The organism is Mangrovibacterium marinum, assembly GCF_003046625.1.
In the GTDB taxonomy this organism is placed as follows: Bacteria; Bacteroidota; Bacteroidia; order Bacteroidales; family Prolixibacteraceae; genus Mangrovibacterium; species Mangrovibacterium marinum.
The window spans coordinates 259,057-279,198 of sequence record NZ_QAAD01000003.1; the positions used below are offsets into that span (position 1 = coordinate 259,057).

Annotated in this window: 17 protein-coding genes and 1 riboswitch; of the genes, 14 read left to right on the plus strand and 3 right to left on the minus strand. The window is 46.1% G+C overall.

Annotation, left to right across the window (positions count from 1 at the left end; genetic code table 11):
* Positions 1-3: 3 nt before the first annotated feature.
* The 4 genes from C8N47_RS04385 (at position 4) to C8N47_RS04400 (ending at position 5,500) form a co-directional block, all read left to right on the plus strand.
* Positions 4-852 carry a FecR family protein gene (locus C8N47_RS04385; RefSeq protein WP_107821301.1) on the plus strand — a complete coding sequence of 283 codons (849 nt, stop codon included), beginning with the start codon at positions 4-6 and terminating at the stop codon, positions 850-852.
* Positions 836-3,397, plus strand: coding sequence for a carboxypeptidase-like regulatory domain-containing protein (locus tag C8N47_RS04390; RefSeq protein ID WP_107821302.1), 2,562 nt, complete (start codon positions 836-838; stop codon positions 3,395-3,397). Before C8N47_RS04385 ends, C8N47_RS04390 begins: the two co-directional genes overlap by 17 nt.
* A gap of 154 nt (positions 3,398-3,551) precedes the next feature.
* A complete protein-coding gene (locus tag C8N47_RS04395; protein ID WP_170111285.1) occupies positions 3,552-4,352 on the plus strand; it encodes a FecR family protein in 801 nt (266 codons plus the stop codon).
* 5 nt (positions 4,353-4,357) lie between these two features.
* Positions 4,358-5,500, plus strand: coding sequence for a DUF4382 domain-containing protein (locus C8N47_RS04400; protein WP_170111286.1), 1,143 nt, complete (start codon positions 4,358-4,360; stop codon positions 5,498-5,500).
* A 158-nt stretch (positions 5,501-5,658) separates the two neighbouring features.
* Here C8N47_RS04400 and C8N47_RS04405 read toward each other — a convergent pair whose 3' ends face one another.
* Entirely contained in the window at positions 5,659-6,291 is a 633-nt protein-coding gene (locus tag C8N47_RS04405; RefSeq protein ID WP_107821305.1) for an outer membrane beta-barrel protein, read from the minus strand.
* Between the two features lie 304 nt (positions 6,292-6,595).
* Here C8N47_RS04405 and mnmA point away from each other — a divergent pair, with 304 nt between their 5' ends.
* From mnmA to nadD, 5 genes are all read left to right on the plus strand, one after another.
* Complete coding sequence (gene mnmA / locus C8N47_RS04410) at positions 6,596-7,774, plus strand: tRNA 2-thiouridine(34) synthase MnmA (RefSeq protein ID WP_107821306.1); 1,179 nt, start codon at positions 6,596-6,598, stop codon at positions 7,772-7,774.
* 356 nt (positions 7,775-8,130) lie between these two features.
* Positions 8,131-9,006 (plus strand): YicC/YloC family endoribonuclease, encoded by an 876-nt coding sequence (locus C8N47_RS04415; protein WP_107821368.1) that lies wholly within the window; start codon positions 8,131-8,133, stop codon positions 9,004-9,006.
* Between the two features lie 48 nt (positions 9,007-9,054).
* Positions 9,055-9,411 (plus strand): four helix bundle protein, encoded by a 357-nt coding sequence (locus tag C8N47_RS04420; RefSeq protein WP_107821307.1) that lies wholly within the window; start codon positions 9,055-9,057, stop codon positions 9,409-9,411.
* Between the two features lie 61 nt (positions 9,412-9,472).
* Entirely contained in the window at positions 9,473-10,045 is a 573-nt protein-coding gene (gene gmk / locus C8N47_RS04425) for a guanylate kinase (protein WP_107821308.1), read from the plus strand.
* Between the two features lie 5 nt (positions 10,046-10,050).
* On the plus strand, positions 10,051-10,623 hold the full coding sequence (nadD, locus tag C8N47_RS04430) for a nicotinate (nicotinamide) nucleotide adenylyltransferase (RefSeq protein ID WP_107821309.1): 573 nt from the start codon (positions 10,051-10,053) through the stop codon (positions 10,621-10,623).
* 37 nt (positions 10,624-10,660) lie between these two features.
* Here nadD and C8N47_RS04435 read toward each other — a convergent pair whose 3' ends face one another.
* Positions 10,661-11,269, minus strand: coding sequence for a superoxide dismutase family protein (locus C8N47_RS04435; protein ID WP_211316032.1), 609 nt, complete (start codon positions 11,267-11,269; stop codon positions 10,661-10,663).
* 199 nt (positions 11,270-11,468) lie between these two features.
* Positions 11,469-11,608: riboswitch (molybdenum cofactor riboswitch) on the plus strand.
* A gap of 70 nt (positions 11,609-11,678) precedes the next feature.
* Between C8N47_RS04435 and C8N47_RS04440 the strand changes: the two genes are divergently transcribed.
* From C8N47_RS04440 to C8N47_RS04460, 5 genes are all read left to right on the plus strand, one after another.
* Positions 11,679-12,218: a hypothetical protein gene (locus C8N47_RS04440; protein WP_107821310.1), complete on the plus strand. Its 540-nt coding sequence runs from the start codon at positions 11,679-11,681 to the stop codon at positions 12,216-12,218.
* The gene (locus C8N47_RS04445; protein ID WP_107821311.1) at positions 12,197-13,387 is read left to right on the plus strand and encodes a molybdopterin molybdotransferase MoeA; all 1,191 of its coding nucleotides are present in this window, start codon (positions 12,197-12,199) and stop codon (positions 13,385-13,387) included. Before C8N47_RS04440 ends, C8N47_RS04445 begins: the two co-directional genes overlap by 22 nt.
* Positions 13,371-14,168 carry a GTP 3',8-cyclase MoaA gene (locus C8N47_RS04450; RefSeq protein WP_107821312.1) on the plus strand — a complete coding sequence of 266 codons (798 nt, stop codon included), beginning with the start codon at positions 13,371-13,373 and terminating at the stop codon, positions 14,166-14,168. Before C8N47_RS04445 ends, C8N47_RS04450 begins: the two co-directional genes overlap by 17 nt.
* A 139-nt stretch (positions 14,169-14,307) precedes the next feature.
* Positions 14,308-14,760, plus strand: a complete 453-nt coding sequence (moaC, locus tag C8N47_RS04455) for a cyclic pyranopterin monophosphate synthase MoaC (RefSeq protein WP_107821313.1) — start codon at positions 14,308-14,310, stop codon at positions 14,758-14,760.
* Between the two features lie 12 nt (positions 14,761-14,772).
* A complete protein-coding gene (locus C8N47_RS04460; RefSeq protein WP_107821314.1) occupies positions 14,773-15,708 on the plus strand; it encodes an MOSC domain-containing protein in 936 nt (311 codons plus the stop codon).
* A gap of 9 nt (positions 15,709-15,717) precedes the next feature.
* On the opposite strand, the gene C8N47_RS04465 is transcribed toward C8N47_RS04460, so the two are convergent.
* Positions 15,718-20,106: a hybrid sensor histidine kinase/response regulator transcription factor gene (locus C8N47_RS04465; RefSeq protein WP_170111287.1), complete on the minus strand. Its 4,389-nt coding sequence runs from the start codon at positions 20,104-20,106 to the stop codon at positions 15,718-15,720.
* Positions 20,107-20,142: the final 36 nt, after the last annotated feature.

The window sequence follows — 20,142 nt, forward strand, 5'->3', positions numbered from 1 at the left end:
CTCATGAAACAAACAAATATCGATACCGATCAACTGATTTCCGGCTACAAGGTTCCCGGAACGACGGATAAAGCCAAAATTTACCAACAGCTGTCGCGCAGGATTGACGACAAAACGACGCACAGGCATCAAGATAAAACAGCGCCCAAAACCAGCTATTGGCTTGGAACTGCTGTTGCCGCAGCTCTGCTTTTAATCTTCTGCCTGATAAACACGCTACGGCCAACACTGGAGATTGCCAACAAGGAGCAAACAATGCAATTGGCTCAACTTCCGGATAGCAGCCAGGTAAAATTAAAAGTCAACACAACGATAAACTACCGCGAAAGCCTGCTTGATGGCACCAGGAAAGTTGAGATGACAGGCGAGGCCTATTTTGATGTCAGCAAGGGAAAGCCATTTTTAGTCCAATTCCCGGGCGGACAATTGAAAGTTTTAGGCACACAATTCAACATTCGCTCATACCAAGCGGATTACGGGCGTGTAGATTGCTACGAGGGAGCCGTTCAGCTCAACATTGACGGCAAACAGCTGCTTTTGCATCCCGGGCAGACGATCCGCTACTCACCGGCTGGTGTAGAAGGCCCCCTTGAGTTCGACATGCAAAAAGCCCTGAAAATACCGGATGACAGCTACCAATGGGTCAATCGTCCTTTGTCCGAGATCTTATCGCTGATTTGCGCCCGGACGAGCTACGAGCTCATCGCTCCCGAGCATATATTGGAGCGCAGATTTACCGGCACACTGAAACTCACAAACGAAAAAATGGCCTTAAGCATCCTGGCGAAGGCTATGAATTTCAACTACGAGATAAACGAAACGAAACTAATCGTCCGTGAAAAGCTGCGCTAAAGCCATATTATTTTTGCTGTTTCTTTCCTGTTTCGCCGGGAGCTACGCTCAGCAAACCGACATTCGGGTAAACGGACATGGCCAATCTCTCTCGCAGACACTCGAACAGCTTGCTCATAAAAATCAGCTTCACTTTGCCTACGATGCCAACTATTTCTCGGCACTAAAAGTACAGGAAGATATTGAAGCCCGAAACCTGGCAGAATTTATACAAACCATCTGCAAAAAATACCATCTGAAGGCAGAAGATATTGACGGCACAGTTGTATTGTACCCTAATCCGGAGCCGCTTCCACCTCCGGTAATCGAAAAAAGAACCTTCTCGGCCGTGGTAATCGACCAAACAAGCGGTGAACCGTTGCGGTACTGCAATATCGGCCTTCAGGGAACAAATAACTACGGCACGACAACCAACGAACTGGGCATTTTCAGCACAACAACGAACGGGAATAACGAAATTCAAATCGCGATCAGCCACCTGGGGTACCAGCGGCTGGATACCATCATCACCATCGGCCGGGAGGACAGGCACATCATCCGTCTACGTCCGTTTACAGTACAAATGGCGACCATTCAGGTCACTCAGCAGGAAAAAGATGTTGTTGAGATGGGCAACCAAACTGAGCGGATTGCCTTCAATCCCAAACAGTCGGCCAACTTTCCACAGGTCGACAACAGCGACTTGATCAGCTCCCTGCATCTAATCCCGGGCATTCACTTCATCGGCGGGCAAAGCTCAGGCATTTCCATTCGCGGTAGTTATCCCTCGGAAAACCTGATTGCCCTGGACGGCATCCCTCTGCTGGAAACCAGCCACCTTTTTGGAAACCTGAGCGTGTTAAACTCAAAGTTTGTCTCGCAGGCCTTCGTGTCGCGCGGTGCTTTTGATGCCACTTACGGTGAAAAAATCTCGGGCATTGTTGAACTAACCGGCCAAACAAATTTCTACAAACCCAGCTTCGAGCTATCGGCCAACCTCCTAAATGTCAGCGCAACGGCAAACATTCCGGTTACCCAAAAACTTTCGTTTTCCGGTGCATTCCGCCGTTCATATATCGATCGCTGGGAAAACTATCTGTACCGATCAATTCTAAATCAAGCAAGTACCAACGACGAGGCCAGCGTTTCACCGGTTATCCGTTTCGACGACCTCAACCTGAAAATAGCGCTGAAACCATCGGACAAACACCAGATTTCGGTCAACTTCATCAACAGCACCGATTTTCAGGAGCGCGATTACATATTCAAGGATCAGTCGCGCTTGTACCGCTACGAGCATGCCGACAGCAACAACAAAGGCTTTAGTGCCAATTGGGCTTTCCAGCCCGGCGAAGACTTTCAGCAGCGACTGACTATCGGCTACAACGAACTGCAAAGAAGCACCTTCAAAAATGCCGGGATGAGTGAAAACAGCCAGGGAAAAGGAGCTAAAGACGAACTGGACACCGACCACAATTTTCTGAAGGAATTTTCGGCCTCGTGGAGTGGCGAGCTACACAGCCAGCGATTTACTCACCAAGCCGGATTTGGCGTCAATACCTACGATGTAAGCTACGACTATCTGACCAATAAATCGACGGGCACCAAGCTGATGGACTCCATTATTTTTGACAACCAAACAGCCGTTGTTCACGCTTATTTTCAGGAAAAGCTCCGCCTAACACCTCTACTGCAAGCACGTATAGGTCTGCGCGCAAACTACCTGGGACAAAACCAACAGCTGTACTGGCAGCCTCGCGCAGGCCTAACATACGAGCTAAACAAGAAAATGAAACTCGTATATGCCGGTGGTCTTTATTATCAATTTCTGAGCCGGATTCGCAAGATTGATATCGACAACAACGTCGATTTGGTTTGGTACCTGCCGGCCGAAGAGGGACAAGGAATCCTGAAGGCCTGGCAAAATCTGATCGGCTTCCAATATAATTACAATGGCCTAAGCATGAATGTCGAAGCCTATTGGAAAAACACCTCCGGCCGGGCCAACTTGTATGCACAGCAAAGCTCGGGGAAAGAAAAAATAATTGACTATTTCCTGCGAAGCGGTCGTTCAATCAATCGGGGAATCGATCTGATGATCCAGTACCGGCACGGTAAGTTTACGCACATCATCGGCAGCACGATATCCGAATCAAACGAGCAATTTGAAGGATATTACAATAGCCAATACTACCCCTCATTTTACGACCAGCGGTTCAAAATACGTTGGTCAGAGCTTTGCAAAATGAACAATTGGCTCTTTTCGGCCAATTTATTCTTCCACAGCGGGAGCCCCTATCTCACTAATAATGAACAAACGGCAGATCAACTGTATGAAAGGCTCCCGCATTTCATGCAAATTGACCTCGCCGTGCAACGCAGATTTCAGCTTAAATTTTGTACCTTTAATCTTGGTTTTTCCTGCATGAATGTTCTCGATCGGAAAAACGTTTTGGAAATTGATTATTTCAATATCTCAAACAACACCGGAAGCTATGCGGTTCGTACCGACATTACAGCCATTCAATTTACCCCGGTGTTTTTTGTCAATGTTCTTTTAAAATAAAAAATTGAAAAAAAATTCAATTTTGCGGTAGGGTTTTTCCTGGTGAAAGGATAACTAGTTTCGAACAATGGAATGAACGATGTTTGAAGCGTGCGAAATAATACTACTCTCTACCTCCTCTGCTTCTCCACAGCCGGAGAACAGAACAGAGATCATGGTTAAAACGTTTCGCGTTCCTGCAACAAAGGACAAACATACGGCATACAAGGATACTCTGAAAAAGATTGAAGAAGGCAAAAGACGACGGTTTGGGCACGAAGCTCTATTACTAAGTCCTGTTTATCGAATCGCAATTTCAACCGCTGCTTCTCTCATCCTGATTTTACTTCTTCATCTTTTTCTTTTTCAACAACACACTTTTCATTCCGGCGATCAATCCAATACATTTCGCTTACCCGACCAATCGCGGGTAATCTTAAGTTCCAACAGCACAGTTCGTTATTCCGGATATTTTTGGAATCGTAAAATTCGGCTGGAAGGCGAAGCATACTTCGAGGTAAACAAAGGGAAAAAGTTTATTGTAAAAACAAATGAAGGAAGTATCAGCGTTTTGGGAACACGCTTTTGGATATCCGAAGACATCCACCAACTAACGGTCAGTTGTTTCGAGGGCAAAGTTTCGTTCGACAACAAGCAGGTTCACCAGCTTATTGCGGCCGGCACATGTGCCCGTTTCGAAGATAATAAGCTCGTTAGCCGAACAGAAACTACCAGTCTCTATCCTGAATCAGCCTTCTTTTCGAAGCAGTTTACAGCAGAAAATATAGAAACTGTTCTGGCTGCATTGGAAGATTTTTTTCAGGTTAGCATCCAGCTCGAGGCCAACAAAACCTACTTATTTAGCGGCAAGCTGGAAACAGCCAATTTGGAGTCGGCCTTAAAAATCATCAGCCGCTCTTTGAACCTTGACTACTCCTTCAGGTCTGACTACGTAATTTATTTAACAGAAAAATGAGAAGTATGAGACGAAAGATGAGAACAGCCCTGTTTATTTTATCGGCATTAGCAATCACCCTTTTATCATCGTGTTCAAACAACGATGACGCAATAAATCCGGATCATGCAACCACCGGAAGTCTGAAAATCCGCTTAACTGATGCACCCTTCCCCAGCGAACGGGTTGACTCGGTGATCATCACCATCGATCAGGTGGTTATTAAAAAGATGGATGATCTGACCACCGAAGAAACCGACGAATCCGGCTTTGTTGTCCTGTCTACGGAGTCGCAGGCCTTCGATCTGCTCAAGCTCCGGAACGGTACTTTTGCCGATATTGCCGACACATCGGCGATCGAAGTCGGAACTTACCGGGAAATTCGCTTACACATTGCCCAAGCGGTCGTGTATGCTGATGAAAGCAACCAACCCTTCGACCTGAAAATACCAAGCGGCACCAGCAGCGGTTTGAAAATAAAAATAGACGGTGGTGTTGAAATAAAAGGCAACCTGGAAGCTGTTGTTTATCTCGATTTTGATGTCAGCCGTTCGTTTTTGGTGCAGGGAAATCCCAAGGATGGAGCCCCGCTGAAAGGCTTTAAATTTAAACCCGTTATCCGGGCATCGGCGCAGGATCAGAGCGGATCGATTGAAGGAACAGTTTCCATCAACGATTTTGATAATGAAAACAGCGTTAATCCGGAAAGCCTGCTCGTGGCTATTCTCAACAGCGCGGGAGACACGGTTTCCTCGGCCCAGCCGGATATGGATGGCTACTACGCGGTCATCGGATTGCTCGCAGGTGAATACACCGTTGCCCTTTCGGCCGACGGTTACGACGATGTGCAGCTTCCGGCAACGGTTGAACCGATGCAAACAACAACCATCGACATCACCTTAAACGAGACACTGGCAACAGTTATGGGACAGGTGGAAACATCGGATGGTACAACAACAACAAGTTTAGCCGATGTGACTGTTGAAGTCAAAAATGAATCCCTGTCAACACAAACCGACAGCGAAGGCTTGTTTGAGATCAACAGTATTCCTCCCGGCGACTACATAATTAAATTTTCAAAGACAGGCTATGCTCCGGACTCGGTTGAGGTGAGTTTGGGACTTGGGCAGGTGGAGGATTTGGGAACCTTAACGATGCTCCCGGAATAAGCTATTAAAAGGCTGCCGCAGACGACAAGCTCTTAATTTACATCCGCATAACCAAAGCTGTAAAAGCAAAAAAGAAAAGGTATCCCTCTTCAGGATACCTTTTCTTTTAGCTTAAAGCCAACGGTGCGCCACAATTTGCTTGCCGCAGCACGAGCGGCCTAAAAATGCCATTCAACACCTAAGCGGGTTGAAAAACGCTTCATATTCGAGTCGTTCTGTTCGTACAATTGTTTGAAATAAAGCGTGTATTCCGGAGTAAGTGTCACTCCCAGATGCTTATTGAAACTGTATTTCAGGATAGCCGAGCCGGCAAAACCGGCCATTTTATCGGCATAAGAGTTCGACACATAATTGCCGTCCGACACCGAGCCATCGGTCTTCGCTGTTTCCTGATCCGAATCGGAAATATATTCCAACTTTAGTCCTGGTGAAAGAAACAACTCGAACTTATTCTTCGTCCAAACTCTGAAATCAAAGTAGGGACTAATACTGAAATACTTCAGTGTCATGGTTGTTTTTAACAAATTACTACCCGAGTAGTACTGTCCGTAACTGTACTGCCCTAATACCGAAGCCAAGCGGAAACGCACAACATCCGAAAAATTCATCCCGACAGATGCGCCATAGCTGTACTCATTGCCGTCATTGTCGAAAAACTCATAGTTGTTGTAATTGTAATATTTGTCGGTCGTATGATCCCAGCCTGCATTCAGGTTTACAAAAAAACGGGATTGCGAAAAGCCAACAACGGGAATAACGGAAATAGCCAGTAAAACAAAATACTTTTTCATGGTGATTTAAATAGTTATTTGTCACAAAATAGATGTAGCATCAAAGGTGAGCATGAACGCAAAAAGGATCAAACCAAACCGATCGATTCGTCGATTTCACCGACGGATGGTTAAATTTTAACGAATCCAAAGGGCGCATTCTCACACTGATTATTCCAATATTCCCCGATAAAGTCGCATCACCCTACCGAAGGAATTGCCTATTTCCGATTTTCATCCTAATTTTGCGCTCAATTTGCTGACAGCAAGAATGTAATCAATTCGGGCAAAGCATCAGTTTTTTAGACAGTTGAAAATTTAAAATATGAAAAGGGTAGTTATTGGTTTATCGGGGGGTGTTGATTCGAGTGTTGCGGCTTACTTACTGAAACAACAGGGTTATGAAGTGATCGCCTTGTTCATGATCAACTGGCACGACCGTACCGGAACGTTAACCGGCCAGTGTACCTGGGAGGACGATGCCTTGATCGCTGAAATGGTAGCCAAGAAACTGGATATGCCTTTCCATATTGTGGATCTGAGTGAGCACTACAAAAAAAGAGTTGTCGACTATATGTTCGATGAATACAGCAAAGGCCGCACGCCCAACCCGGATGTTTTATGTAACCGCGAAATCAAATTCGACATTTTTATGGACGAGTGTCTGAAACACGGAGCCGACTATGTTGCTACGGGACATTACTGCCAAAAAACCGAGTTTGAAAAAGACGGACAGATGATCTACCAGCTTCGTGCCGGAGCCGACAACAACAAAGATCAGAGCTATTTTCTGTGCCAGCTGAACCAGGAACAACTCAGCAAAGCTCTTTTCCCGATTGGTCATCTGGATAAACCCGAGGTTCGTAAAATTGCCGCCGAGCAACAGTTACCTACGGCAACCCGCAAGGACTCGCAGGGCATTTGCTTTGTGGGCAAGGTTGATTTACCAACCTTCCTGCAACAACAACTGGAACCCAAAACCGGCAACGTCATTGAGATTCCGGCCAGCTTTATGGCCAAGAAAAAGCAAGTTGAGAAAACATCCGACAATTTCCGGAAACTATGCTTTGCCTATCCCTACAAGCCCTGGAATGGCAAAATAATCGGCGAACATCGCGGGGCACATTACTACACCGTTGGACAGCGCAAAGGACTGAACATTGGGGGACACGAAGAACCGCTCTTTGTTTTAGGAACCGATGTGAAACGCAACATCATTTATGTAGGCGAAGGAAGCGAACATCCGGGGCTTTACCGCGCCGGCTTGTTTATTGGCAACGAAGAAATCCACTGGATCAGAACCGATCTGGCCATGGAGCTTGACGAAGTTCGCGATTACCAGGTCCGTATTCGCTATCGCCAGCCGCTGGAAAAAGCCACCTTGTACCGCAAAGAAGAAGGTATTTACATCCTTTTCGAACAGGAACAACGCGGCATTACTTCAGGCCAATTCGCAGCTTGGTACGACGGCAACGAGCTAATTGGCTCCGGAGTGATTGCCTAAATTGAACGACGGCAAAGAACCGCTTTTTTTCGAAGCGGGAAGTTATGATGCTTTTTCGGTGAATGTCCCCTTTTCTGGGATTCAGAGCCTGTTTTTTCGCTTCCACGTTTGATCAAAAAACATTGACCTGCCGGGCGAATTTTCATTTTCAAGTGGGTTCGACAATAGTTTGAACGACAAGCACAACAACAGGATATCCGAAAATCATTGGCTTTCTTTCCTGTTGGTGATTCACGGGTTGATAAGCTTTTTAGAAGAAAAATTGGTTTTTCGCTTTCTATCAAGCAATGCGCCGGCACACAAACTCCAGCTTTCCCGGAAAAATTATAACTTTGGCGGCAACTAAAAAGAAGCACATGATCAAATCGATGACCGGCTACGGAAAAGCCGAATTTGAAACAGGTAACAAAAAGATTACCATCGAACTGAAATCACTGAACAGCAAACAACTGGACATCAACTCTCGTCTTCCGATGCTTTACCGGGAGAAAGATTTGGTCATTCGTAAAGCAATCTCAGAAAAATTAATCCGCGGGAAGATCGACTTTTCGTTATATATCGAGAATCTGGGTACAGAAAGTAACTCGGCCATCAACGAATCGATTGTCACAGCCTACTTTAAGCAGATGAGTGAGCTGCAACAAAAACTGGGCTTACCGGTTAGCGAGCAAATCATGCAAAATATCATGCGTTTGCCCGACACCGTGAAAACCGTTTACGAAGAGCTGGACGAAAATGAATGGATGGCAATTCTGCAAAAAATTCAGTCCGTTATTGGAATGCTGGACGGCTTCCGGGTGCAGGAAGGCAATGCTTTGGAGCAAGACATCCGCTCGAACATCGCTGATATTCAAAGCCTGCTGAGCCAAATTGAGCCATTCGAGAAACAACGCATCGAGAATGTAAAAACACGGATTCAGGATAATCTGAATGAAATTGCTCTGAACGGCAATATGGATAAAAACCGCTTTGAGCAGGAACTGATCTATTACCTCGAAAAGCTGGACATCAACGAAGAAAAGGTGCGACTGACCAACCACTGTTCCTATTTTCTGGAAACGCTGGACAACACCAGCGATGTTGGTAAAAAACTCGGATTTATCGCTCAGGAAATCGGCCGCGAGATAAACACCATTGGCAGCAAAGCCAACGAAAGCAACATCCAACGCCTGGTGGTTCAAATGAAAGATGCCCTGGAACGAATTAAAGAGCAGCTGCTGAACGTGCTCTAAGAGAAGTGGAAAGGCAAAAGTAAAAAGGCAAAAAACAAGGATCAACTTATGGAAAGAGATTTGATGGAAAGGCTTTTCAATTTTGCAGTACAAGTAATCAAATTTTTGCGCGAAATTCCTTCAACTCAAGAAAATCGAGTTATTCGCTACCAACTGACGAGATCAGCTACTTCATCAGGAGCCAACTACGAAGAATCGCAAGCTGGTAGCTCTAAAGCTGATTTCATCTTTAAAGTTGAGATCAGTCTCCGGGAAATGCGTGAAAGCAACTATTGGCTGCGGATTATAAAAGCTACTCACTTGGTCAACGATGTTCCGTCGGATCAATTGGATTTTTTGGTGAATGAATCTGAAGAATTAAAAAAGATATTGGCATCAATCATTAAGAAATCAAAGGACCAATGAGCTCCTCTCATTTTTGACCTTTGACTTTTGACTTTTGACTTTTAACTTGTAACTCCGAATTATGCAAAAAGGAAAACTCATCATATTCTCAGCTCCGTCGGGAGCCGGAAAAACAACAATTGTAAAACATCTGCTGAAGCAGGATTTTGGTTTGGAATTTTCGATTTCGGCAACCAGTCGCGCTCCCAGGCATACCGAAACAAATGGTGTTGACTACTATTTTTTGAGTCCCGACGAGTTTCAGCGAAAAGTGAAAGCCGATGAATTTCTGGAATGGGAGGAAGTTTACAAAGGAACCTGTTACGGCACCTTAAAATCGGAAGTTGAACGCATCCGCGAGCAAGGAAAACATGTTATTTTCGACGTAGATGTTGTTGGCGGGCTAAACATCAAAAAATACTATGGCAAGGAAGCCTTGGCTGTTTTTGTACAGCCTCCGTCGATCGAAGAATTGCGCAACCGGCTTGTTGGCCGCTCAACCGATTCGGCTGAAGTCATCGACAAACGAGTTGAAAAAGCCCAATACGAACTGAGCTTTGCCCCCAAATTCGACCTTGTTCTGGTGAGCGAGGAACTGCGGGTAACACTTGCCAATGCCGAGAAACTGGTAACCGACTTTATCAACGAAAAATAAGTGGCATGAAGGTAGGCCTGTATTTCGGAACATTCAATCCAATTCATATCGGCCATTTGGCCATTGCCAATTATATGTTGGAATATGCCGGAATCGACAAACTCTGGTTTGTGGTTAGTCCCCAAAATCCGTTTAAAAATAAAAAACACCTGTTGCAAGACTATCATCGCCTGCAGCTTGTAAACCAAGCCATTGACGATGATTTTCGTTTTGCAGCCAGCTCGATCGAGTTCAACCTGCCCAAACCCTCGTATACCATCGACACCTTAACCTACATGCACGAAAAATATCCGCAGCATGACTTTTGGTTAATTGTCGGGTCCGACAATCTGGACTCCTTCCACAAGTGGAAAAACTACGAAGAACTATTGGCCAATTACAACATTTTGGTGTATCCGCGACCCGGATTTCAGGGAAGCGAGTGGCTAAACCATCCTCATGTACATTTGGTAGATGCTCCGCTGATGGAGATTTCGGCGTCATTTATCCGTAAAGCCATCAAAGAAGGCCGAGATATCCGACATTTTGTGCCGCAAAAAACATGGAAATACCTGACCGAAATGAATTTTTACAAATAACATTCCGGGCAGGTACCAACTCCAATTTCAGCTAAAGCTATTCGCTTTTAGCCACACCTATCACTCCGATCGCTACCCGTTTGCCGGCTGCTCCGGTTGGTTGCGACACCAAATCATCCTCGTCGGCATGAACAATGATTCCCCGTCCCAAAATAGACTCAGCCCCATTAAAAGTCATTTCCGGATAAGTCATTTCGTAAACAGCCACGCCTTGCTCATTGGCCTCCAAATTTCCCAAATCGCCAACGTGCCGAACATCTCCATGCGGAGCCCCGTGGTCATGCCCGGTTGGGTTGAAGTGCCCGCCGGCCGAGGTTCCGTCGGGAGCAGTTACATCTCCGTACTGATGAATATGAAATCCATGCTTACCGGGTGTTAAGCCTGACACTTGGCCTTTAACGAGCATTCCGGCATCGGTCTGAATAAAGGTGATTGTACCACTCACGGCGTTCCCTTCGGTAGGCTGAAGGACGCAAATTGCCTTTTCCACACCATTATCGGCCATCTGGGCATGTATGTTTTCATGCGCCGCCATAACATGATCATGCTCTTTCTCCGGTTTTGCGCCCGAGTTACAAGCCTGAGCCACAAATACCACAATCGCTAACAATAAAGCTGATTTAAAAAAATTTCCGGTTTTCATCATCGTACATATTTTGTTTTTCCCTTTTATAAACTCATAGCGAAGCGGATTGTTCTCAAACGTCCGGCTCTTTTTAGCAAGCTTTCGTCTTTCGCCAAAACAGTTCCGGCTTGCTGTTCCTGATCGCTTGTTTTACAACAGCTGCGGAATCCAATGCAAATTACAATTCACGAACAAAACGAATGTAGATATTTGTATATTTGGATTCACATTACTCCGAGTTTAGTTCGCTAAGTGCGTCGCATAGGCCAATTAAACCGATGGGTTAAACCGGAAACAGTTTAGCCTCCCGATTTCGTCAGAGGATGAATGACTTTGGAAAGGAGAAAACGGTAGCTCGAAACCAACTGGTATCATTTGCCTGAAATTCCTTTTCAACCCAAACAAAAAAAGGAATTTTAACCGTTAGAACATGAAACCCAATTGGGCAAACATACTATTAATTGCGGGCTCGGGCCAAAATGCCGGAAAAACCAGTTTTTTGTGCCAACTGCTCGAACAACATAAAGAAAAACAGCCGATTGCTGTTAAGCTGTCACATCACTTCCATGAGCCAACTCCGGGGCTAATATTATTAGCCGAAGAACCAGGCTTACAGCTTTTTGAGGAGACGAACAGAACAACCAATAAAGACAGCTCATTGTACCTGCAACACGGCGCATACCGATCATTTTACATTCAATGCAAAGACGAATACTTGCAGCAGGCTTTTATTTCGCTACTCCCCTATTTGGAGGCCGACCAACCAATCCTGATTGAATCAGCAGGCCTGCATCATGTCATCGATGCAGGCCTGTTTGTCTTCGTCATTAACAACAATATAGCGACAAAACCGGCAACCGAGATTAACCGCAAAATTGCAGATTTGATCATTACTTCGGATGGAAAGCAGTTTTCGCCAGCTCCGGATCAACTCATATTCGACAAAGCATGGAAAAAAAGACAAGCATAACGCTAAACGATGCCTTGACGCAGGCCTTTCAGGCGGCAAAAAGCTTACCCACCGAAAAGATCAGCTTTTTAAAAGCATCGGGCCGCATTCTGGCCACCGATATTTTTGCAGATGTGAACATGCCACCATTCAATAAATCAGCCATGGACGGCTATGCTTGCCGAAAAGAAGATTTAGGTCAATGGTTGAATGTACGAGAGGTGATCCCGGCGGGAAAATCGCCGCAATTTAAAAATGAACCGGGAACCTGCTCTAAAATAATGACTGGTGCCGAAGTTCCCGCAGGTGCCGATACCGTTTTTATGGTAGAGCAAAGTGAAGCCAATGATCAGCAACAAATCCGTTTTACCGGCAGCAAAACCAACAGCAATATTTGCCTGCGGGGGGAAGATGTGAAAACGGGCGATCTGGTTTTAACAGCCGGCACCATGCTCAAAGCACAGCACATCGCCATTTTAGCGGCAGCAGGCTGCACCCGCCCCGAAGTTTACCAAAAGCCCAAAGTAGGCATTATCTCAACAGGTTCGGAATTGGTAGAGCCCACTGTAGCTCCCCAAGCTTCGCAAATCAGGAACTCAAACGGGCACCAAATGCGTATTCAGGCTGAGCAGTGTGCCTGCGAGGTGAACTACTACGGAATTGTTGCCGATGAGCTCGAACAAACCCGGCAGCGAATTGCATCGTCGGTAAATGAGAATGATGTAACACTACTTTCCGGCGGCGTGTCGGTTGGTGACTTCGACTTTGTGCCACAAATTATACAGCAACTGGGCTTCCAAATCCTGTTCAACCAAATGGCTGTAAAACCGGGCAAACACACCACTTTTGCCATCAACAACGGCAAATACATTATTGGACTACCCGGCAACCCGGTCTCATCATTTATACAGTTTGAAATTTTTGCCAAGCCTTTTTTGTATCGATTGATGAATTATACAGCTCCAATGATCGCTCTTCCGCTGCCCTTAGCCAACGATTTTCATCGCAAGAAAGCGGATCGCGAGGAGTATGTGCCGGTAAAAATAAACCGTAAAAATGAAGTCGAAACCATTAGCTATCATGGTTCAGCGCATATTCACGCATATCATCAAGCTACTGGTTTTATGTCCATTCCAACAGGAGTAACAACAATTTCAAAAGGAGAGACCGTTCATGTTAGACCGCTTTAACAGGCATATCAACTATTTGCGCATATCGGTTACCGACCGGTGTAATCTACGCTGCACCTACTGCATGCCGGCGGACGGTATTCAGTTGATGCGCCATGAGGACATTCTCTCCTTCGAAGAAATTGAAGCATTCGCCCGCCTGGCCATCGCTAAAGGAATTACAAAGATCCGATTAACCGGTGGAGAACCACTGATCCGCAAAAACATCAGTGAATTAGTTCGTCGTTTGGCAGCCATTGAAGGCCTGGAGGATTTGGCTTTAACAACCAACGGACTTCTGTTGCCCCAATTCGCTACAGAGCTGAAAGATGCAGGCTTGCAACGCGTGAACATCAGCCTCGACACCATTAATGCGGACCGCTATCGCCAAATTACCAGAACCGGCGATCTAAACGCTGTTTTGGCCGGTATAAAAGCAGCGCAACAAGCCGGTTTCGATCCCATAAAAATTAATTGTGTACTCCTGGGCGAACCGGATGATGAGGTCAAGCGATTAAAAGATTTTTGTTCGGATAATGATTTACAACTCCGCTTTATTCATCAGATGGATCTTCAGAACGGCGAATTTTCGAAAGTTGAAGGTGGTGAAGGCGGCAATTGCAGCCGATGCAACCGGGTACGACTTTTGGCTAACGGCGACGTGAAACCATGCCTTTTTAGCGATTTGGCGTACAACATCGGTCAATTGGGGCACCAACAAGCCTTGGATTTAGCCATTGGCAACAAGCCGCGCTCGGGGACATTCAATAAGTCCGGTGAATTTTATAATATCGGGGGATGAGTTGTGAGTCGTGAGTCGTGAGTAACGAGTCGTGAGTAATGAGTCGTGAGTAATGAGTAATAGGAAGAAAAGTAAGTAGCTTTGTTTTTCAATCTCAAGACTCAAGACTCAAGACTACTAAATTTAAATATGGAATTTTATGAAAAAACTAACACATATCGACGATACCGGAAGAGCCAACATGGTAGATGTTGGCCATAAAAGCCAACAGAGTCGTTCGGCCACCGCGGAAGGCTTCATTAGCTTGAATGCTGAAACCGTCAAACTAGTTGGAGAAAATCAGATGAAGAAAGGTGATGTGCTCACCGTAGCTGAAATTGCCGGCATCCAGGGAGCCAAACGAACCAGCGAGCTGATCCCGCTTTGCCATAATTTGTTGCTTACAAAAGTAGAAGTAAATTGTGCGTTAACGGCATCGGGCGTAAAAGCAACATGCACTGCAAACTGCATTGGCCAAACCGGCGTGGAAATGGAAGCGCTTACCGGCGTACAAGTTGCCCTTTTAACAATTTACGACATGTGCAAAGCTGTCGATAAATCGATGGTCATCTCAAATGTCCGGTTAACTGAGAAAACAAAATCTGACCTTTAAATTCAATCCATCATGACGACCAATATTACGATTCTTTCTGTCAACCGATCCGAGAAAAAAGGCACGATTAAAAAGCCCGTTCCGCAAATTCAGTTAAGCGGAATTGGTGTTGTTGGGGACGCACATTCGGGGAACTGGCACCGTCAGGTCAGTCTGCTAGCCAAGGAAAGCATCGATAAATTTGCTGCTGAAGCCGGCCGGCAGATTGCTTTCGGGGAATTTGCTGAGAACATCACCACCGAGGGACTGTTGCTGCATACGACAAAACCTCTGGATCGTTTTGTGGGTGAAAACATCGAGTTGGAAGTCACCCAAATCGGCAAGAAATGCCACGGCGACAACTGCTCTATTTTCCGCGAAGTTGGCAACTGTGTAATGCCCAAAGAAGGCATTTTTGCCCGGGTTATACGGCACGGTCAACTACAAGCCGGTGAGCAACTGACGTATCAGCCCCGATTCATCCGGGTTAAAATCATCACTCTTAGCGATCGCGCAAGCCGCGGTGAATATCCCGACAAAAGCGGCCCGCAGATCAGAAACCTAAGCCAAAAGCAGTTCGAATCCATCAACCGAAAATTCCTTTTCGACCAAAGCTTAATTCCTGATCAGGCAGACTTATTAAAAGCAGAAATAGAAGTTGCTGTCAACAACAAATTCGATGTGATTTTCACCACCGGCGGTACCGGCATTGGTCCGCGCGACATCACTCCCGACACTGTCCAACCGATGCTGAACCGGGAGATCCCGGGAATCATGGAGCTCATCCGCGTGAAATACGGCATGCAGAAACCGGCTGCTTTACTCAGCCGCGGAATCGCAGGTGTCATCGATCAAACATTAATTTACACCATGCCCGGAAGTGTCAAAGCCGTCACGGAATACTGCAACGAAATTTTACCGACCATAGAACATGCCTTATATATGCTTCACGGAATCGACAGTCATTAACCGGCGGTGCTAAGCCGTTGTTTTGCCATACTGGCTTGGCGGAACATGGTAGCGTTCTTTAAACTTTTTACTGAAGTATTTTAAATCGTTAAAGCCACTGGCATAAGCTGCTTCCGACACATTGTAGCCTCCCGAAAGCAAGTACTGCGCGGCAATTTGCAATTTGGTATTGCGTAAAAATTCAACCGGGCTCATGCCCGTCAGACTTTTCACCTTATTGTAAAAAACAGTTCGTCCCAAAGCCGTGGCCTTCACAAGAGCATCCACATTAAAATCCGAATCCTGGCAGTTCTCCCCAATCAGGTCGACCAGTTTTTTCAGAAATTCCTCATCCTTATTCGTAATCTTCAGTTCACCCTGAAACGGGTTCTTTTTGTTGAAATATGCCAACACATTCTCGCGCTGCCGGACCAGGTTATTCACCACGGTCAACAAATATTCCGAGTTGAAGGGTTTAATCACATAAGCTTCTGCGCCGCAATCGATCCCTTCAATCTGCGAATCGACAGCCGACCGGGCCGTCAACATGACTACCGGAATATGGCTCAAGTCGAAATCCTTTTTAATTTCTTTGGTCATCTCCATGCCATCCACGACCGGCATCATCAGGTCGGTAACAATTAAATCGGGATGTTTTGCTTTGGCCAGCTGTAACCCTTGTTCTCCGTTTTCAGCCTGTAGTATTTCAAACTCGGGTGACAGAAACGACGCGATATAGTTCCGAATTTCCGACTGATCCTCCACCAGTAAAATCGTATGCTTTTTATCGCCCCCAACAACAGGCTCGCCACGCATAGGCTCTGTTTGCCGGCGCAATTCCAGCTCATCGACATGCGAACCGGTGCGCACCGGTTCCGAACGATGGTCGCTAAGCTCGTCGGCCCGAAAATGCTTTCGCCCCGATTTTACGGTAACAACAAAACGACTTCCCTGCCCTTCCTCACTCTGAACCTGAATATCGCCTTTGTGCAGCTTCATCAACTCGTAGGAATAGGCCAGGCCAATGCCACTTCCGCTTTGCTCCGGATTGTCATCAGCCAAAGTTGTAAACCGCTGAAAGAGCATTGGCATTTTATTTTTGGCAATTCCCTTGCCTTCGTCTTCCACGATAAGTTGCACCTGGTTCTTTTTCCGGTCTTCGACAATTTGTACGGCAATGCGCTTGCCTGCCGGTGTAAATTTAAAGGCATTCGATAAGATATTAAACAGCACCGAATCCATTTTTTCGACATCAACCCACACCTTAATTTCGTCGGTATTTTCAGGCAACACAAAATCAATTTGCTTTTGCATCGCCATCTGCCCGAAATTTTGGCAAATATCCCGCACAAACGACACCAGTTCAAGCTCAGCGATCTTCAGCTTCATTTTCTGGTTCTGCACCTTCCGGAAGTCCAGCAGCTGATTAATTAACCGCAGCATACGCTTGCCATTACTACTCATCATCTCGATTGGCGCCTTAACAGCAGGCGGCAGGTCGGCCATTCGTTTCAAATCCTCAATCGGCCCGAGCACCAGGGTTAACGGCGTTCGTATTTCGTGAGAGATGTTAGTGAAGAATTTCAGTTTAATCTCGTTCACCTTGCGTTCGACTCTCAGGTCGGTGCTCAATCGGTTATATTTCACAAAAATCTTTCGGGAGGTTTCACCAATCAGCAAAGCCAATAAAATGTAGCTCATATAAGCCCAGCTCGTGCGCCACCACGGTGGCAATATTGTAATATGAAGCTCCCGCGGGTTGTCGCCCCAGGGACCATCCCAGTTGGCAGCTTTCACTTTAAAGGTGTATTCGCCGGGCGCCAGGTTGGTATAGCTTGCTTTGCGCTCATTGCGCACATTATACCACTGCTCATCAAATCCCTCCAAGGTGTAGGAATAGCGATTTTTCGCCGGATCGAAAAAGCTTAAAGCAGCATATTCGATGCTGAAACTGGATTGATCATCTGTTAAAACCAGGTCTTTCACAAAATTGATATGAGTCTTCAAGGGAGCATCCTCGCTGTTATAATCCACCTCCTCGTTGAACAATGAAAAGGAGGTAAAGACCACCGGAGGTTGGAAAGCCTGAACTTTCACTTCACTTTCGCGAATAATCAACAAGCCATCCAAGGTGCCAAACAATAGCCTTCCGTCGTTCAATTTACAGCAGGTTCCCTCGGAAAAATTACTGCACATTAACCCATTGTTGGTGTCGTAGTTTTCAAAATCCTTGGTCTGAATATCATAGCGCGAAATTCCGTTCTCGGTACTTAGCCACAGATTACCGCTTGTGCCTTCCAGTATCCCAAATACCGCATCGTTTATCAGGCCTTCCTGCTCGCTAACATGGCTGAAGATCACTTCGTCATCCGAGTTTTGCATAATCCGGTTCAATCCTCCGCCAAAAGTTCCCAACCACATCCGGTGCGTTCCGTCCTCGTACAAATAAAGCAAGTCGTTATAGCTCAGGCTGCGATCGTAGTTTACATCGTAAAAATAGGACTTGAAAGCCGGGATCGGGTCGCTGATATCGCCGATTAATTCGTTCAGTCCAAAAGTTGTGGCCGCCCAGAGCGTTCCTCCAAAGTCAACCAACAGGTAACGCACTTCGTTGCTTGACAGCTTACTGTTGCTTGTTGAAATATTCCGAAACCGCAGGTGGTCGGCAGCCGGATTGTCAATCACATCGATACCCGATCCGTAAGTTGCGGCCAGGATTCGCCCCTGCTGATCTTCCGTTATACAGTAAATGTTATCGTTGGACAAGGACTGCGGATTTCCTTCCTGATGCCGATAAATTTGAAACGACAGGTCCGCATAGTTTCGGTAGTCTTGTAACGGACGGCTGCTGCGAGCCAAACCTCCGCCCTTGGACCCCAACCAGATATACCCCTGCTGATCCTGAAGAATGGTGTAGACATTAAAGCGCCCCATGCGGCCGCGAGCGGTAGGGATCCCATCGTATTTATGCAGTAAATTAAACTGAGGATCATAGACATACAGTCGCCCGGACTTGGTTGCCAACCAAATGTTCTCCCGGTTATCCTGCGCTATTGCACGGATAACATTGTCGCTCAAACTCTCCACTTTCTTTTCGACCTTCAATTGTCGAAACATCGGGTTGGCAGGCACCAGTTTATTAATGCCGCCATTGAACTGGCCCGTACCGATCCACAGCAAACCCGATTTATCCTGGGCAACACAATAAGCAATATCGGAGCTCAACGAATTGGGATCATTGGGATCGTTGCGGAAAAAACGAAACTCCTCCTTGTCTTCGTCGAACAAGCCAAGTCCTCCGCCATGCGTTGCCACCCAAAGGTTTCCATCCCGATCTTCAAACAGAAACTGGCGTTGCAAGTCAACCAACGACTGAATTTCTTTCGGCACCAGTTGATAGAAAACGGCCTTGCTCAAATCATTTTTAATGCGGCTTATTCCGAAGTCGTCGGTTGTCACCCATAGGTTATCTTCGGAGTCTTCATATACATCAACAATCTCTTGTTGCTCCATAAAGCGATTCACCAAGGTCCCGTCCGTTTCGCATATAAACAGCCCACTCGACATCGTTCCGACAATCAATTTACCGGCGCGGTTAAACTTAACCAGACTCACAACATCATTTAGTCCAGCAACCGATAGCCGTTCAAGTGTGTTATGCTTCACATCCAAGCGAACCAAACCATTCCGTCGCGTGCCCAGGTACAAATAGTCTCCGCCAGCTACCCCCGAAGTAAAATTGAATTGGGGCGAAAACAGCTCTCCTTTAATCGCTTCATTTTCGGCTGTTGACTTAGGCTGAAAATAGTTGATCCCGGAAGTCGTGCCTACCCAAACTGCTGAATCCCGATCGGCAATAATAAAACTGATGGCCGGATTTGCCTGTTGCATTTCCTGTTTAACAGCGATCTCAGCATGACGATAGGGGCTCTCCCCATTCTCCGTATATTTCAGTCGGTATATCCCGGCATTATTGGTTCCCAGCCATATTTCGTCATCCAATTCCAAAAAGGAGGTCACTTGGGTATTGCGCGGATTTCCCGGTTCCGTTGTTGGAGGAAACGAATAAAAACGTTCGGTTCGTAAATCCAGATAATGGTAATGTCCGTCATGCGACGCCAGCCAGATGAAACCATGCTGATCTTCCCAAATGGAAACAATGCGATTGTTAGTTAACGAATACGGATTATTGTATTGTGTTTTGTAAACCTTGAAATTGTAGCCATCGTAGCGATTCAGACCGTCCATCGTGCCGAACCACATATACCCGCGACTGTCGCAAAAAATACTTTGAACGGAGTTCTGCGAAAGGCCATCGTTCGTATTCAACAGCTCGAAACGCTCCACCTCAACAGCCCAAAGCACGCCGCGAAAGCCAATAAACAGCAGCCCAAAGAAAAGCTTCAAAAATTGCGTCACATTCATTAAATTTAAAAATCCTAAAGTTGAAAAAAA